Below are 14,946 nucleotides of genomic sequence, written 5' to 3' on the forward strand. Positions count from 1 at the left end.
CGGACAATGACCGCCTAGACGCCGCAGAGGTGGGTAAGGCAATCGGCAGATGGTGGGAGCGTAATGCTCCGGTACGCTGGAACAGCCATGATGCAACTCCTCACGCTCTACTGATGCCTCTAGCCTGAACCGCCCGGGTTTCACCCCTGACCCGGTTGTGGATGGTGTTGCTTCAGGAAGTCAGTCCCACTGGCGTTTTTGGCTGTTCAGACGCTGGAGGAGTGTTATGTCGTTCTATATTCGAGCCTTCAAGGCGGGCGATCTCGCCGCCGTTCGCGCCCTGCACGAGCAAAGCCAGACGGAGCCCACCGTGGACCGTGCCGCCACCCAGGAGGAAGACGCCTCCAGCGAGGAGGTCTTACGGCGCTTCGTCGCCGAGGAAGGGGGCGACCTCGTGGGCTACGGCTACGTGGCCCGCTCCGCCTGGCACCCGGAAGGGTGGTTTCAATGCGAGGTCTTTGTCCTGCCCTCGGCCCGCCGCCGGGGGATGGGCTCCGAGTTGACGAATCGTGCGGTGGCCTGGGCGGAGGCGGTGGGTGCCACCTCGTTAACCACCTGGGTGAACGGCCTGTTTCCCGAGTTCGAGCACTTTGCTTCCCAGCGCGGGTTCGAGGAGGTCCAACGCTTCGTGACCATGACGCTGAGTGTCGCCGAGGCCGATGACGAACGGCTGGCTCAGTGGGTGGCCCGGGCGCAGCAGAACGGTCTTTCCCTGTTCACCTTCGAAGAGAAGGGGCGCGACCAGGAGGCGCGACAGAAGCTGTACGAACTCAACCGCCGCCTGGCCCCCCTCCTGCCGGGCAACGGCGACGAGTTCCCGACCTTCGAGGAGTACGAGCGCGAGATCATAGAGGCCGAATGGTTCCGGCCCGAAGGGCAGTTGATCGCGGCCCAGGGCGAGCATTGGGTCGGATTGGTGGGCCTGGGCTTCTACGAGGAAGGACGGCGCCTCCACCACGAATTCACGGCACTGGACCCGACGTATCAGGGGCGGGGGATCGCGCTCGCCCTCAAAGCGTGGAGTGTTCAGAAGGCCAAGGCCTGGGGGATGCACGAAATTCGAACTGGCAATGATGCGTCCAATACGGCGATCATCAGCCTCAACCGTCGCCTGGGCTACCACCTCCAGCCAGGGGTCGTCAAGCTGCGCCGAACGCTTCGCACAGGGTAGTAAGACAGGGCGATGAGGCGGGGGGCTCATGCATCCTTCGCTTCATCGTCACTTTCTCGTGAAGAATGGCCGTCTAAGCGATGGGCACTTCTGCCTGTACTCCAGGAGGAAGACTCAGAAGTTTCTTCAGCGGCGTGTCCCCGTGCTTGAGGAGGTAGGTCAGGAAGTTCATCTCGCGCTCCTGCGGGGTGCCCAGCGGCAGCAGGTGACGTTTCAACCGCTTGAGCTGCCGCGTCCGGTCGTCCTCCTGGCGGGCGAGGGCGTGGAGGGCGAGGGTCTGGAGGTGACGAATCCGCGCCGTCGTCCGCACTCGGGTGCGTTCGGCGGCCCCGGCGAGGGTGGGGTCCAGCGCCCCGAGTTCTTCCGTCAGCGCCTGTAATTCGCCGTCCAGCGCGGCGAGGCGCTCGGCGGAGGCGGCCCCCGCCCCCCGTTCCCGCGCGAGCGCCCGGCCCAACACCCCCTCCGGGTCGGCCTGCACCTCGGCGGCGCTCGCCCCCAGCCTGGTGAGGAGCCGCGCCACGTTGGGCTCCAGCCACGTCACGCTCAGGCGCGGCCACAGCAGCGGCTGCCCGAGCCCGTGGAGGCCGTACACCCCGGCGAGCTGCGCTCCATACGCGATCTCCCCCGGCCCCACCACGAAGGCGAGGGTGGGCAGCAGCGCATCCTGCACCACCGGGCGCAGCCCCGCCGCCGGGGTCAACCGCGTGGGATCGCCATGCAAGACGGCGAGAAGTTCGTCGCGGGTGTACGTGCCCGTCTCGGTGGAAAACCTCTTGCCGTCGAAACGCAGGAGCCTCCGCTGCCCGTCCCCCTCCTCCACAAAGAGGTTCGTGGCCCCTGCCGGACGGCGCAGTTGTGGCTCGAAGCCCGCCTCCGAGAGCCGTTCCGCCGCGTCCTCGATCAGGGCGGGACCTTCCAGCGGGCGCTCCAGTTCGCGGGCGAGCGTGGGGGCCATCAGGGCAGCCAAGGCCGGGTGCATGGGATCGAGAACGAGCAATCCAGCGGGAGCGAGCAGCCCGTGGATCAGCCGCGCGAACACGTCCGCGTAGCTCCCTCCACCTGCCAGCGCCCGCTCCACCCTTGAGCGCACCGCCGCGCGGTACTCGGGGGCCGTGTCGAAGCGGTCCAGCAGCCCGAGGACCTGCGCCGTCCACTCCTCCCGCCAGGGCACCCGGCCCACGGGCACGCCCTGGGGCACGTCCAAGGTGAGGCGGTGCAGTTCCTCCGCATGGTCGAGGAGGGTGGTCGAGGCCACCTCCGCCGCGTCGTGGTCCTGGCTGGCGACCCAGTAGACGGCGACGACGGGCGCGTCCTCGCGGTCGAGGTGCCGGGCGAGGAGGGCCGCGTCCGCCCCCTTGTGCACGCTGTACGCCGGGCCCGTCAGGAGCCCCGCCTGCTGCCCCGTCACGACCACCCGCGACGCGGGGTGCGCGAGCCGGGTGAGGGTCGCCTCTACCTCCCTGTCCAGCGTGCCCAGGTCGCGGTGGTATTCACGCAGGGCGTTTGCCAGGGCCGCGCGGTCCACGTCCCGCCGCTCCTCGCGTGCCGCCTCCAGGTTGCCTGCCCGCAGCCGGAAAAAGCCGGGCAGGTCGCCCGCCCGGTACGCCGCCGCGATACTCCTCGTCCCCTTCAAGGTCCCACCGTCTTCCGCATCGGGCCCAGCCTAGAACGTTTATGCGCCGGGGTGGCGTGCTGACCTCACGGACACGCTGCCCGTTCGTTGGGAAACGGTCGCCCACGCACCGCCGGGCTTGAGGAGACGACCCAGGGCGGGGACGACGGAACCGGAAGACGCGCGCTTCCTGCCCGCCCTACCGCAGCGGCTCCCGCGAGGCGTGGATCAGCCCCGCCCGGTCGGTGAGGATGATGCGGCGGTAGCCCAGGTCGAGCAGCCCGCGCGCCCGGAAGTCGCCGAGGAGCTTGGTGATCGTCTCGCGGGTGCTGCCGACCACGTGGGCGAGGTCCTGATGCGAGACCCGCTCGCGCAGGGCCAGCACGCCGCCCTCGGGCCAGGTGCCCTCCCGCTCGGCGAGGGCGAGGAGGGCGAGCGCGAGGCGCTGCGAGACCTCCATGAAGACGAGGCCGGAAAGCCTTTCTTGCACCCCGCGCGTCTGGCGGGTGATCTGCTCGGTCAGGGCCACCCCGACCGCCGGGTGCGCGCGGGTGAGGCGGGTCAGCGTCTCGCGGCCCAGCATCAGCGACTCGGTGTCGTCCATCGCCTCGGCGTACATGCCGTACCGCTCGCCCGGAAGCAGCGCCGACGCCCCCAGCAGCGAGCCGGGGCCGTGCACGTCGAGCGTGACCTCGCGCGCCGCCGCTCCGAGGCGGTAGAGCCGCACGCTCCCGCGCGTGAGCACGTGCAGCGTCTCCGCCGGGTCCTCGGGATGAAAGAGCAGCCCCCCCCGCGCCCAGCGGCCTATGCGCGCCGCCGCCATCACCTGCGCGAGCGTCTCCTGGGGCAACGCTCCGAATGCACCGGACATCATGAGTTTCAGTCTGCCACACCGCCCCGTTCTGACCCGCGCACAGCCCGTGTTACAATTCGCGCCACGCATGACCCGACCCCAGCCCACCGCCCAGCCTCACCCGGCGGAGCGCCTCACCCTCCTTGGCCTCCCGCTCGACGTGACCGATCTGGAGGGAACGCTTGACCGCCTCGGCGAGTGGATGTTCCGTGCCCCCCGCTCGCCCCACACCGTCGTCACGCTCAATCCCGAGTACATCGTGCAGGCGCGGGGGCGACCCGACCTCGTGGCGGCGGTGCAGGAGGCCGACCTCGTGACGGCGGACGGCATCGGCATCGTGTGGGCCGCGCGGCAACTGCACGGGCGGGAGGTGCCCCGCGCCCCCGGCTACGACATCGTGAAGGGCCTGATGGCGCGGCACGGGCCACAGTTGCGCGTCTTCTTCCTGGGGGCCAAACCCGGCGTCGCCGAGAGAGCCGCGCAAAACGCCGTGCGGGACTACGGTATTCAGGTCGCGGGCGTCCACCACGGCTATTTCGACCTCCCCGAGGACCGGCGGGTCGCGGAACTCGTCGGCGCCTCGGGCGCGCACCTCGTCCTGACGGGGATGGGCGGCGGGCGGCAGGAGACCTTCAACGGGTACTGGCGGCAGGTCCTCGGCGCCCCCGTCATCATCGGCTGCGGCGGCGTGATCGACGTATTCGCCGGGACCGCCGACCTCGCCCCCACCTGGACCCGCAGGCTCGGCGTCGAGTTCCTGTGGCGGGTGGGCCTCGACCGCAAGCGCTGGAACCGCGCGCCACGGCTGGCCCGGTTCGTCCAGATGGTGCGGGCGGAGAAGAGGCGGCGGTAGGCCGCCCGGCCATGCCCCTCGCCGCCCTCTACGACGTACACGGCAACCTGCCTGCCCTGGAGGCCGTCCTCGACGAGGTGGAGAGGGTGGGGGCAAGGCAAGTCCTGATCGGCGGGGACGTGGCGTACGGGCCGTTCGTGCGTGAGACGCTCGACCTGCTGCTCGCCCTCGGGGACCGCGCCGGCTGGGTTCGCGGCAACGCCGACCGGGAACTGGTGGAGTTCTTCGACACGGGGACCACGGGGGCGTCATTGCCGGACGATCAGCGCCGGGCCCTCGCGTGGGAGGCTCAGAGGCTTGACCGCAGCCACCGCGACTTCCTCGCCGCCCTGCCCCACCGCCGCAGGGTGGAGGTCGAGGGGCTGGGCCCCGTGCTCTTCTGCCACGGTTCGCCCCGGAGTGACGAGGAGATCATCACCCGCCTGACCTCTGAGGAACGGCTGGCGCGCCTCCTGGCCGGGGTGGAGGAGAGGGTCGTCGTCTGCGGCCACACCCACGTCCCCTTCGACCGCGTGGTGGGCGGCGTGCGGGTGGTGAACGCGGGCAGTGTGGGGATGGGGTACGGGCCCCCCGGCGCCTCGTGGGCCCTCCTCGGCCCGGGGGTGGAGGTGCGGCACACGGGGTACGACCGGGAGCGGGCCGCCGCGCTTTTCCGGCGAAGCGGCCACCCCCTGGGCGACACCTTCGCGGAGAATGTGGAACGGCCCGCCTCGGCAGAGGAGGCGAGCACGTTCTTCGAGGAGTTGGCGTTGCGGCGGGAGCGTGCGGACGTCCTCTAGCGCTCCTCGCCCAGTGCCCCGTCCAGCGCCTCCAGCATCTCGTCCACCTCGGCGTCCGAGATCGTCAGGGGCGGGCCGAGGAGGAGGTGGTCGCCGCGCGTGCCGTCCACCGCCCCGCTCCCCGGGTAGGTGATCAGCCCGCGCCGCATCGCCGCCGCCGCCACCCGCGCCGCGATCCCCGGCGTCTCGAACGCCCGCCCCGTCGCCGGGTCGCCGAGCACCAGCCCGAGGAGGAGGCCGTGCCCGCGCGCCTCCAGCACCGTGCCGTGCCGCGTCTGCACCTCCCGCAGGCCCGCCAGCAGCCGCTCGCCCCGCACCCGCGCGCACGAGGCGAGCCCCTCCCGCTCCACGATGTCGAGCACCGCGAGGCCCGCCGCCACGCTGACCGGGTGCCCGGCGTACGTGAACCCGTGCTTGAAAGCACCCGAGCCCTGCATCACCGTGTCGTACACCTCCGCGCTCGCGGCGAGTCCGGCCAGCGGGGCGTATCCGGCGGCGAGTCCCTTGCCCAGCACCACGATGTCCGGCGTGACCTCCCCGCCCAGCCGCACGGCCAGGGGAAGGCCGCAGCGCCCCATCCCGCTCATCACCTCGTCGGCGATGAAGAGGACCCCGTACTCGCGGCAGATGTCGGCGACGCGCGCGTGGTAACCGGGATTGGGGGCCAGCGCCGCGTCCGACGCCCCCACCACCGGCTCGGCGATGAAGGCCGCGACGCTCGAAGGGCCCGCCTCCTCCAGCACCGCCCGCAGGCGCTCGGCGTCCTCCTCGCCGCCCAGCGCGGGGTCGGGCCGGGGCATCTTGGGCCACGCCGCCTCGTTCATCAGCGGGGCGTACAGGGCTCGCCGTGTCCCCATCCCGCTCGCCGCGAGCGCCCCCAGCGAGGCGCCGTGGTAGCTCGGCACGCGCGTCACCACCTTGTACCGCCCCGGCTCCCCGCGCTCGACGTGGTACTGCCGCGCGAGCTTGATGGCGCTCTCGTTCGCCTCCGACCCGCCCGACACGGCCCAGAAGCGGTCATCCGGCAGCCCCAGGAAGCCCATCAGCCGCGCCGCGTACTCCTCCAGCACCGGCGAGGTGAACTGCGACCCGTGGACGAAGGGCAACTCGCGCGCCTGCCGCGCCATCGCCTCGCCGACCTCGGGGCGACCGTGGCCGATGTTTGCGACGAGCGCCCCGGATGAGCCGTCGAGGTAACGCCGTCCTGCGTCGTCGTGGAGGTACACGCCTTCGCCGCGCACGGCGGTCGGGTAGGGCTGGCGAGAGCGGTAGAAGACGTTGCTGGGGTGGGTCATGGGGCCTTTCGTAGGTCAGGAGTCGAGGAGGGGCGGCAGGGCCAGCCACTCGCGCAGGGGCGGCGAGCCCTCGACCTCCATTGCGCGGAGGATCAGGCGGCAGGCGGCGCGGTGTGATCGGAGGTCGGGGAAGGGGAGACGTTCGGCGTACCCGCTGCGGAAGTGCCGGGCACCCTCCGGTGTGAGCAGCACCTCCCACAGGCACAGGTCGAGTTCCGGCGGGGCGAGGGCCGAGGCCTCCACGTCCACCAGAGCGAAGGGCTGCCCCTCCCGCCACACGAACTGCGAGCCCGCCCAGTCGAGAAGCATGGGCACGGCGCGGGTGGGCGGGGGGCGGCGAACGCAGCCTCGACCTCCGGCCAGTGGGGAGCCCAGGCGTCCGCGTCGCAGTGAGCGGCGATCTCGCGCACGACGTTCAGGGCGCGGGGGTAAAAGTCGGCCAGGGGGAAGCGGATTCGGCCCGCCGGGTCTCCGAAAGTCTCGGAAGCCCGGGCATGAACCCTTGCCACCCGCCGCCCGAGTTCCGCCGTGTCCGCCTCCCGCAGCTCACGGGACGGCTCACCCTCCACGAACTCGACGACGAGGGCCGGACCTCCCCGGAACTCTGCCGAGCCCAGCACCCCCGGCACGGTCCATGCCCCGACCTCCCGCCACAGGTTGTAGGTGGCCGAGACCGCCCCCAGGTCGCGCGGGTCCGTCCCGAACAATCCCGTCAGCCCCAGCATGAACGGGCTCACGTCGGGGGAGGTCCACCACGGGCGCCGGACGATCACCGGCCCCCCCGACAACTCCACCCGCCACACGTGCGAGGCGCGGCTGGAATCCCCGGCGTTGAGTTCGGTGACGGCGAGCGCTCCGCCCAGGTCCACTCCTGCCGCTGGCGGCTGAAAGCTGGCCGCCGCCCGCCCCCCTACCACGTGTCCCCCCCGCCCGGCGGCGGCCAGAGTCCCAGCGCCTGCCGGATGGTGACGACCTGTCCGAGGTGGTAGAGGCCGTGCCCCGCGAAGTTGGCGAGCATCGCGGCCCAGGGGTGGCCCTCGCGGGTCGGGGTGGCGGTGAAGGCCGGGTCACGCGCCAGCGCCCGCAGCCGCCCCTGCCCTGTGAGGAGCCGGGCCTGCTCCTCCTCCCACGGTCCCGGCGCAGGCCAGCCGCCCGCCGCGTACTCGGGCCGGAGAGGGGCGCCCCCCCCCGCCTCCTCCAGCAGAAAGTCCTGCCAGAAGGCCACGTGAGCGACGATCTGCGCCACCGAGTGCGGTAACATCTCCGGCACCCGCGCCGCGTCTTCCGCGCCCAGCCCCTCCAGCGCCCGCTCCCACGAGACGTTCGCCGGACCACCGGGAAACAGGTTCCCGACCGCCTTCCCGAAGGCGGGTTGCTCTCCTACCACGTGTCCCCACCCCCGGGAGGCGGCCACGCCCTGAGTGCCTGCCGCACCGTCACCACCTGCCCGAAGTGGTGCGCCGTGTGCAGCGCGAAGTCCGCCAGCAGCTCCCCGATGGTCTCCTCGTGGTTGACCGGGTTGGCGAGGTCGGGCCGGGCGGTGTGCGTGTCCACCCGCGCGAGCAGCTCGTAGAACTCGGCCTTCACGCGCGGCCAGTCCTCCTCCCGCACGGCGGGCCAGGTGTCCGCCGCGCGGGCCGGGTAGGGCAGCGCCTGGCCCATCTCGATGATGTCCAGCATCCAGCGGTTCCACCAGTTCACGTGCGCGACGAGTTCGGCCACCGAGTGCGGCAGACCGTCGGGCCGCCGCGTGGCCGTCTCCGCGTCGAGCCCGCTCAAGGACGCCTCCACGCCCACAAACGCCTGCCCGCCCCGGAAGAGCTTGGGCAGCAGTCGGGCGAAGGCGAGCTGGGCGCGCTCGTTCCTGTCCATCTGGGGGTCGGTCGTCATGGGGTCAGTTTCGCAGAGAGTGGTGCGGGGGCGGGTTACCCTGGCCTTGAGATGAGTGCCGTGATCAGGACCGCGAGCGAGCTGGGGGTCGCCCTCCGCACGCCGGGGGACGTGTCCCGCATCGTGGGCGCGGCCTACGATCTCGGCGGGCTGATTCTGACCGAAGCCGACCTGTCTCCCGAGTTCTTCCGCCTGCGGGACGGGCTGGCGGGCGAGGCGTTCCAGAAGTTCACGAACTACAGTATCCGGGTCGCGCTCGTGCTGCCGGACTTCCACGCGCACGGCGAACGCTTCGCGGAACTGGCCCATGAGCACAGGGCCCACCGCTGGATTCGCTTCGTCCACACCGAGGAGGAGGCGCGGGCGTGGTTGCAGGCCGCCTCCCGCCCCTGAGTCAATATTTCTGCGCCACCGTCTTCGTCTGCACGAACCAGAAGAGGTAGTCGGGCCCCCCCACCTTGGCGTTCGTGCCGCTCATGTTGTACCCCCCGAAGGCGTGGGTGCCGGAGAGCGCCCCCGTGCACTTGCGGTTGATGTAGAGATTCCCGACGTGCATCAGCCGCCGCGCCTCGTTGATCTTGCCGGGGTCGCGGCTGTAGAAGGCGGCGGTCAGCCCGTACTCCGAGTCGTTGGCGAGGTCGATGGCATGGCGCCAGTCGCGCGCCCGGGTGAAGGTCAGCACCGGCCCGAAAATCTCCTCCTGGAAGAGGGGGTCCTTCGGGTCCACGTCCGCGAAGATGGTGGGCTGCACGTACCCGCCCTCGCGTTCCCCGCTGTCCGCCCGCTCCCCGCCCAGGACGAGTCGCGCCGTCTGCTTCCCGTTCTCGATGTAGCCCATGATCCGCCGCGCGCTCCCCTCGTGGATGACGGGACCGAGGGGGGCGTTCTCCTCGGGCGACCCGACCTTCAACTCGCGGGCGAGCGACACAACCTTGTCAAGCAGCGCGTCGTACACGCCCTCTTCAGCGATCACGCGGCTGCACGCGGAGCACTTCTGCCCGGCGTACCCGAAGGCGGCCTGCACGATGCCCGTCGCGGCGGCGTCGAGATCGGCGTCGGCGCACACCACCGTGGGGTCCTTGCCGCCCATCTCGGCCATGACGCGCTTGAGCCACCGCTGCCCGGGCTGCACCTTTGCCGCGCGCTCCATGATCCGGCAGCCGATCTCCTTGGAGCCCGTGAAGGCGATCATCCGCACGTCCCTGTGGTCCACCAGCGGATCGCCCAGCACCTCGTCCGTCCCGGTGATGAACTGGATGACGTTCCGGGGCAACCCCGCCTCGAACAACAGCTCCACGAGGAGGAGGCTCGACAACGGCGTCTCGGAGGCGGGCTTCCAAACCACCGTGTTCCCCGCCGCGATGGCCCCCAACGCCATACCGAGCGGAATCGCCGCCGGGAAATTCCACGGGCTGATCACCGCGACGACGCCGATAGGTTCGTAGACGGTGGTGACGTGCTCGTCCGGCATGGGGTAGACGGGCTTGCCCTGCGCCCACTTCAGCGTCTCGCGGGCAAAGACCTCGAAGTGGTCCACACACTCGGCGACCTCGCCGTCGGCCTCGGCCCAGTTCTTGCCGTTCTCCAGCCCCATCACGGCATTGAACTCCATCCGCCGGGCGCGCAGCAGTTCGCCCGCCCGCTTGAAGATGGTCGCCCGCTGCATCGGGTCGGAGAAGCGCCACGTCTCGAACGCCTCTTTTGCGGACGCCACGGCCTGCTCCAGTTGCTCGGGCGTCGCCTTGGGGAAACGCCACACCACCTCGCGCGTGTCGGCGGGGTTGCGGACCTCGAAGGTCTCCCCGCTCTCCACCCGCTCGCCCCCCAGGGACAGCGGGAAGGTGCGGCCCACGTATCTCTCCCGTACCCGGCGGTAAGCCTCCCGCTGCGCCTGCGCCACGTCCTCGCGGCTGAACGGGAAGTACGGTTCGTGCTCGAAGGGGAGAAAGCCCTCCATCAGCGTGCTCGTCATCGGCCCTGCCTCCTTATGGTCGAGGTGAGGCTAACACGGGGCGCGAGAAGGGACAAAATCGCTGTCAGACGCAAAAAGATGCCCCTCAAGGTGACTCCTCCCGTCGCCTGGCATCCCCCATCGCCTTGCAAATGAAAAGCGCCTGGACGTGGCTCCCCCCGCTCGGCGCGGTCAGACTCTTGGGCTCCCCTTCATCTTGTGCGCCCCACTCAATTGCCGAGCTGGAGGCAAATAAACTACCAATTGGTAGGTAAAGGAGGTAAGGAGGCGGCCTGGGGGCCGTCCGTGCCGTTCACGCCGTCCGGTCCCGAGCGAGAACCGCTAGGTTAAGCCCATGCCGCGCCCGCGCAAGGAAGACGCCCGAGACACGCGCGAACTGGTGCTGGCGGCGGCGAGCGCGCTACTGCACGAGTACGGCTACCTGGGGGTCTCGATGGACGCCGTGGCCGAGAGGGTGGGTGTCCGCAAGGCGAGCCTGTACCACCACTTCCCGGGGGGCAAGGAACAGGTCGTCCTGGAACTCGCCGAGCGGGCCATCGGGCGTGACGCCGCCGGGTTCGCGCGGGCGATCCGGGATCACATGACCGCCCGCGCCCGCCTGACCGCCATCGCCACCTACGTCTTCTCCGGCCCGGTGCAGACGGGACGCGTGGTGCGCGACGCCCTGCGGTTCCTGCCCCAGGAGCACCAGACCCATGTCTTCGACCTCTTCTCCCGGCTGAATTACCTCCAGATTCGTCAGGTGATCGAAGACGGCGTGGCCTCGGGCGAATTGCGCCCCCACGACAGCGAGCGCAGCGCCTGGGCTTTCCTGGATCTCGTCTCCGAGATGGGCTCGGGAGGGGAAACGCCGCGCGACGCCAGCCTGGCGACGTGGATTGCAGCCCTGCTCATTGACGGCCTCGGTGCCTAAACTCCTTCCCAAAAACCTACCGAACGACCGTTCCTCCGAAGCACTCTCCTCTGGAGGTTCCTGGTGACGACCTTGACCCGTTCCCGTTCCCGTTCCGCCCCCCGGTTCCGCTGGTGGCATGCCCTGGGCATCTTCGCCGCCGCCAACGCCGTGAGCATCCTGCCTGCTGGTGTCAATGGTAACGAGGCGTTCTACAACGACTTCAAGCGTCCCACCGTCGCCCCGCCCGACTGGCTCTTCCCGCCGATGTGGCTCTTTCTCAACGTCACGTCCCTGATCGCCCTTGCGCGGGTCGCCAACGACCCCGAGCAGACCGGGGACCACCGCAAGGTATACGTGCTCGAAGGCAGCGGCTGGGTGCTGTTCGCGGCCTTCAACACCGTGTATTTCGGGCTGAGGAGCCCGGTGCTGGGGGCCGCGGACACGGCGGCGGGCCTGGCCGTGGGGGCGGGGAGCCTCGTCTACAGCCTGAAGGTGGACCGCCGCGCGGGCCTGCTGATCCTGCCGCGGGTCCTGTGGCTGCTGCTCGCCACCTACGTCTCGGTCTGGGTCGCCCGGCACAACCGGGACGAGTTCCTGAGCCGCGGCAGGAGCTAACCCTGCCCCTGAGCCCACAGCGCCGCCCCGATCAGCCCCGCGTCCGCCCCCAGCTCGGCGTGGACGACCTCGGGGCGGTAACGGGCGGGGAAGTGGGTGAGTGAGTCCCGCACCCGCGCCAGATACCCGGGACGCAAGCCCACGCTGCCGCCCAGGGCCACCCGCGTCACCCCCAGCAGGGCGGCCACGTCGGCGACTTTCCAGGCGATGCGGGCGGCGGAGTGCAGGTAGGCGGCGTCGGCCACGGCGTCCCCGTCCTCGGCGGCGTCGCACAGGGCGCGGGCGTCGGCGTGGCCGAGGACCCGGGCCCGCGCCCCCAGCGCCGTGCCGCTCGTCTCGAACTCCAGCGGGCCGAGCGGACCCAGCGTCGGGACCTCGGCCCCCGGTGACCACGCGGCGGGCACGCTGACGAAGCCCAGTTCGGCGTCCAGCCCGTTCGCGGCGAGGTGCAGCCGCCCACCCAGCACGGGCCCCGCCCCCACCCCGGTGCTGACGGTGATGAACATGAACTCGCCCGCCCCCCGTCCCGCCCCGGCGGCGAACTCGCCCCAGGCGGCGGCGCGGGCATCGTTCAGGGCGGCGCACGGCAGGCCCAGCCCCGCGCCCAGCCGCTCGGCCAGGGTGATGTCCGTCCAGCCGGGGAAGGTGTGGGCGGCGGTGGCGGTCACCCGTCCCCCGGCGACGGCCCCCGCGCAGGCCACACCGAGGGCGGAGGCTCCCGGGGCGAGAGGCCCGGTGAGGTCCAGGGCGGCGGCGATCACGGCGTCCGGGTGGGCGGGCTTCGGCGTGCGCGTCTCCCGCCGCTCGGTCACGCGTCCCCCCTCGATCAACGCGGCGCGGATGGACGTGCCCCCGATGTCGAGGGCGAGCAGGGGGGGAGAGGTGTCGTCTTGAGCCAGGGTCACGCCGTCATTCTCCCCGTTCTCGTGCCCGCGCGGGAGGTGGGGCGGCGTGTCCCCGGGGCGCTTGCTAGGCTGGGCCCACGGACCACGCCCGCCGTTTCACACCCACCCTGGAGAAGAGGTTTTCATGGACAGCGCATCCTGGCTCGGTCTGCTCCTCCAACTGGCCGTCGCCTCCCCGGTGTGGATCGTTCTGGTGGTGGGAATCGTCCTCGCCGCCGGGCGCCGCCGCGAAGCCCCCGCCCGTTACGGGCTGATGCTGGCCGCCCTCGTGCTGTTTCTGGTGCTGGGCGTCGGGAGTGCCCTGGTGGGCGCGCTGCTCCCCTGGACGGTGGTCCGGCAGGCCCTGCCCGCCGCCCAGGTGGGTGCGATCTACGCCGTCATCGGGGTGGTGAACACCCTCCTGCACGCCGTCGCGTGGGTGCTGCTGCTCGTCGCCGTGTTCCGGCGGCCCACGGTGCAGCGTCCCGGCCAGGGCAACGTGGTGTCGCCGCAGCCCCGCGACGGAGGTTAATCTTCGCCGGGCGCCGACTCCCACCCCCCAGCGGCGCTCACGGTGAGCGGAAACACGCCTGTGAACAGCCGGGGCCAGGCGAGGTGGGCTTCGCCGACTTCCAGCCTCAACCCCGTTCCCGCAAAATGCCGCTCCCACAGCGTCTGAATTCTGGGGGTGATGATCTCCCGCAGATGCGCTTCCGCCGCCCCCAGTTGCTCCCCCAGGTCGAAGGGACTGGGGTTATTCAGTCGTGCGCGGACCTCCGCCCGCGCGAACGCCTGATACAGCGCGTCGTCCACCATGCGGGAAAAGAGAGCTTCTGCGTACGCCGCCCGGTCCCGCACCAGGGGCGCGAGCTTGCCGAAGGCGACCGCACTCCCCAGCGTGTTGCCCGCCGTATTCCACGCGCCGTAGCCCGCCAGCCGGGCGAGGGGCAGACCCTGCATCAGCGTCCACAGCCGCCGCTCCGCCCCGTTGGGGTAGGCGATGTCCGCGAGGCTCACCGTCCGGCCCGCCGCCAGATCGTCCCGCAGGTCGTCCACGAAGGCGAGGAGGTGACGGTGCGGCGTGTCCACGGTGGCGAAGTCGGGTTGAAAGCTCGCCTGTCTCGTGCCCGGCGTGTTCACGGCGAGGATGAAATCGGCCTCCTCGGGAGTGTTCGCAGGTACGCACCCCGCCGCCCGCAGGTGTGTCCGCACGAGTTCCCCCGCCGGGCGGTCCTCGTAGATCAACTCCGCGCCCGCACCCAGGATGCCGCTGTAACGCACCCAGATTCGCGTCTTCTCCGGCCTTAACGCCCGCGCAATCAGGGCACACGGCACCTCGTCCGCGCCGGGGTACACGTCCAAACGGTCCCACACGCCCAGCTCGTCCGCCCGCGCCTCCAGCATCCGGCGGTCGAAGGCGGCGAGGCCGTAGGGGGTGGTGTCGTCCAGCGTGAGGCACAGGTGGGTCAGCGTGCCTTCCGCGAGCAGGTCGAGCGCCGCGAGGTGGAGCGCCCGGTTGCGCTCGCGGGTGCTCACCCAGTCGGCGAGCACGTCTGCCGGAAGGGCCGCGTGGGCCGCCTCCAGGGCTTCCAATTCCCCCGCGCCGTGCCGCGCGTGGCGGTCGAACGCGGTGGAGTACGCCCGCAACTCGCGGCCCCACTCGCCGTAGTAGGGCTTTTCCTCGTGCGGGTCGTTGTCGTGCGCCACCCGGACGATCACCCCGAAGGCATAGACGCGCAGATTCGGGTTGAGCCGCCTCGCCTCCTGCAACGCTCCCAGCCGTTCCAGGGCAAGGTCCAGTGGGTCCGACACCCGCCGCGCCGGGATCATGCCGCCGAGGCACAGCGTCTCCAGGCAGACGATGAGGGCGTCGGCGTGCGGTGCCTCGTTCAGCAGCCACTCGCGCAGCCGCCCGGTGTCGCCCGGCGTGAAGAAATGCGGCAGGGCCTCCAGGGGCGGCACGCGGACCTCGGCCCCCGTCATGCGGGCCAGCCCCACGGGGAGGTTGAGGGTGGGGGGGCGCGTGTCGGGGGGGATCAGCAGCAGGCGGGGGGAGGCGCTCATCCCTTCCAGGCTAGAGCAGCGATCTGACAGGAGGACAAAACGAGGCCGCCCGCCGTGCCGGAA

General features: G+C 71.1%; 17 protein-coding genes and 1 pseudogene. 8 read left to right on the forward strand and 10 right to left on the reverse strand.

All coding sequences use genetic code 11. The features are described 5' to 3' along the window. Window positions 1–226 precede the first annotated feature (226 nt). Window positions 227–1,171, forward strand: coding sequence for a GNAT family N-acetyltransferase (locus A7B18_RS03835; RefSeq protein WP_102125341.1), 945 nt, complete (start codon window positions 227–229; stop codon window positions 1,169–1,171). A gap of 73 nt (window positions 1,172–1,244) precedes the next feature. Here A7B18_RS03835 and bshC read toward each other — a convergent pair whose 3' ends face one another. After that, window positions 1,245–2,804: a bacillithiol biosynthesis cysteine-adding enzyme BshC gene (gene bshC, locus A7B18_RS03840; RefSeq protein WP_102125342.1), complete on the reverse strand. Its 1,560-nt coding sequence runs from the start codon at window positions 2,802–2,804 to the stop codon at window positions 1,245–1,247. Between the two features lie 178 nt (window positions 2,805–2,982). After that, on the reverse strand, window positions 2,983–3,657 hold the full coding sequence (locus tag A7B18_RS03845; protein ID WP_180970007.1) for a Crp/Fnr family transcriptional regulator: 675 nt from the start codon (window positions 3,655–3,657) through the stop codon (window positions 2,983–2,985). A 67-nt stretch (window positions 3,658–3,724) separates the two neighbouring features. Here A7B18_RS03845 and A7B18_RS03850 point away from each other — a divergent pair, with 67 nt between their 5' ends. After that, a complete protein-coding gene (locus A7B18_RS03850) occupies window positions 3,725–4,489 on the forward strand; it encodes a WecB/TagA/CpsF family glycosyltransferase (protein ID WP_102125344.1) in 765 nt (254 codons plus the stop codon). 11 nt (window positions 4,490–4,500) lie between these two features. Continuing rightward, window positions 4,501–5,268 (forward strand): metallophosphoesterase family protein, encoded by a 768-nt coding sequence (locus A7B18_RS03855; RefSeq protein ID WP_102125345.1) that lies wholly within the window; start codon window positions 4,501–4,503, stop codon window positions 5,266–5,268. Here the strand turns inward: A7B18_RS03855 and A7B18_RS03860 are convergent. The 3 genes and pseudogenes from A7B18_RS03860 to A7B18_RS22970 all read right to left on the reverse strand — a co-directional run. Further along, entirely contained in the window at window positions 5,265–6,563 is a 1,299-nt protein-coding gene (locus A7B18_RS03860; RefSeq protein WP_102125346.1) for an aminotransferase family protein, read from the reverse strand. The genes A7B18_RS03855 and A7B18_RS03860 overlap by 4 nt on opposite strands. A 15-nt stretch (window positions 6,564–6,578) precedes the next feature. Beyond that, on the reverse strand, window positions 6,579–6,878 hold the full coding sequence (locus tag A7B18_RS22420) for a hypothetical protein (RefSeq protein ID WP_245872729.1): 300 nt from the start codon (window positions 6,876–6,878) through the stop codon (window positions 6,579–6,581). 50 nt (window positions 6,879–6,928) lie between these two features. After that, window positions 6,929–7,336 (reverse strand): annotated as a pseudogene (locus tag A7B18_RS22970) (hypothetical protein); the annotation flags it as partial. Here A7B18_RS22970 and A7B18_RS22425 point away from each other — a divergent pair. Further along, a complete protein-coding gene (locus A7B18_RS22425) occupies window positions 7,227–7,451 on the forward strand; it encodes a hypothetical protein (RefSeq protein ID WP_245872730.1) in 225 nt (74 codons plus the stop codon). The pseudogene A7B18_RS22970 and the gene A7B18_RS22425 overlap by 110 nt on opposite strands. A gap of 22 nt (window positions 7,452–7,473) precedes the next feature. Here the strand turns inward: A7B18_RS22425 and A7B18_RS03870 are convergent, their stop codons facing one another. Both A7B18_RS03870 and A7B18_RS03875 read right to left on the reverse strand, forming a co-directional pair. Next, on the reverse strand, window positions 7,474–7,950 hold the full coding sequence (locus A7B18_RS03870; protein ID WP_245872731.1) for a DinB family protein: 477 nt from the start codon (window positions 7,948–7,950) through the stop codon (window positions 7,474–7,476). Continuing rightward, entirely contained in the window at window positions 7,944–8,453 is a 510-nt protein-coding gene (locus A7B18_RS03875) for a DinB family protein (protein ID WP_180970008.1), read from the reverse strand. The genes A7B18_RS03870 and A7B18_RS03875 overlap by 7 nt, the downstream gene beginning before the upstream one ends. Before the next feature lie 51 nt (window positions 8,454–8,504). Here A7B18_RS03875 and A7B18_RS03880 point away from each other — a divergent pair, with 51 nt between their 5' ends. Further along, window positions 8,505–8,846: a DUF4180 domain-containing protein gene (locus A7B18_RS03880; protein WP_102125348.1), complete on the forward strand. Its 342-nt coding sequence runs from the start codon at window positions 8,505–8,507 to the stop codon at window positions 8,844–8,846. A 1-nt stretch (window position 8,847) separates the two neighbouring features. Here the strand turns inward: A7B18_RS03880 and A7B18_RS03885 are convergent, their stop codons facing one another. Continuing rightward, window positions 8,848–10,425: an L-glutamate gamma-semialdehyde dehydrogenase gene (locus A7B18_RS03885; protein WP_102125349.1), complete on the reverse strand. Its 1,578-nt coding sequence runs from the start codon at window positions 10,423–10,425 to the stop codon at window positions 8,848–8,850. Window positions 10,426–10,759: 334 nt separating this feature from the next. On the opposite strand from A7B18_RS03885, the gene A7B18_RS03890 reads away from it, so the two are divergent. Both A7B18_RS03890 and A7B18_RS03895 read left to right on the forward strand, forming a co-directional pair. Next, entirely contained in the window at window positions 10,760–11,338 is a 579-nt protein-coding gene (locus A7B18_RS03890) for a TetR/AcrR family transcriptional regulator (RefSeq protein WP_102125350.1), read from the forward strand. Between the two features lie 63 nt (window positions 11,339–11,401). Continuing rightward, a complete protein-coding gene (locus tag A7B18_RS03895; RefSeq protein WP_180970009.1) occupies window positions 11,402–11,935 on the forward strand; it encodes a TspO/MBR family protein in 534 nt (177 codons plus the stop codon). Here the strand turns inward: A7B18_RS03895 and A7B18_RS03900 are convergent. Continuing rightward, the gene (locus tag A7B18_RS03900; protein WP_102125482.1) at window positions 11,932–12,834 is read right to left on the reverse strand and encodes an ROK family protein; all 903 of its coding nucleotides are present in this window, start codon (window positions 12,832–12,834) and stop codon (window positions 11,932–11,934) included. The two genes, A7B18_RS03895 and A7B18_RS03900, sit on opposite strands and share 4 nt — an antisense overlap. Window positions 12,835–12,964: 130 nt before the next feature. On the opposite strand from A7B18_RS03900, the gene A7B18_RS03905 reads away from it, so the two are divergent. Beyond that, on the forward strand, window positions 12,965–13,351 hold the full coding sequence (locus tag A7B18_RS03905; RefSeq protein ID WP_102125354.1) for a hypothetical protein: 387 nt from the start codon (window positions 12,965–12,967) through the stop codon (window positions 13,349–13,351). Here the strand turns inward: A7B18_RS03905 and A7B18_RS03910 are convergent. Further along, complete coding sequence (locus A7B18_RS03910; protein WP_102125355.1) at window positions 13,348–14,883, reverse strand: DUF4127 family protein; 1,536 nt, start codon at window positions 14,881–14,883, stop codon at window positions 13,348–13,350. The genes A7B18_RS03905 and A7B18_RS03910 overlap by 4 nt on opposite strands. Window positions 14,884–14,946: the final 63 nt, after the last annotated feature.

Source organism: Deinococcus planocerae (genome assembly GCF_002869765.1).
Lineage (GTDB): Bacteria > Deinococcota > Deinococci > Deinococcales > Deinococcaceae > Deinococcus > Deinococcus planocerae.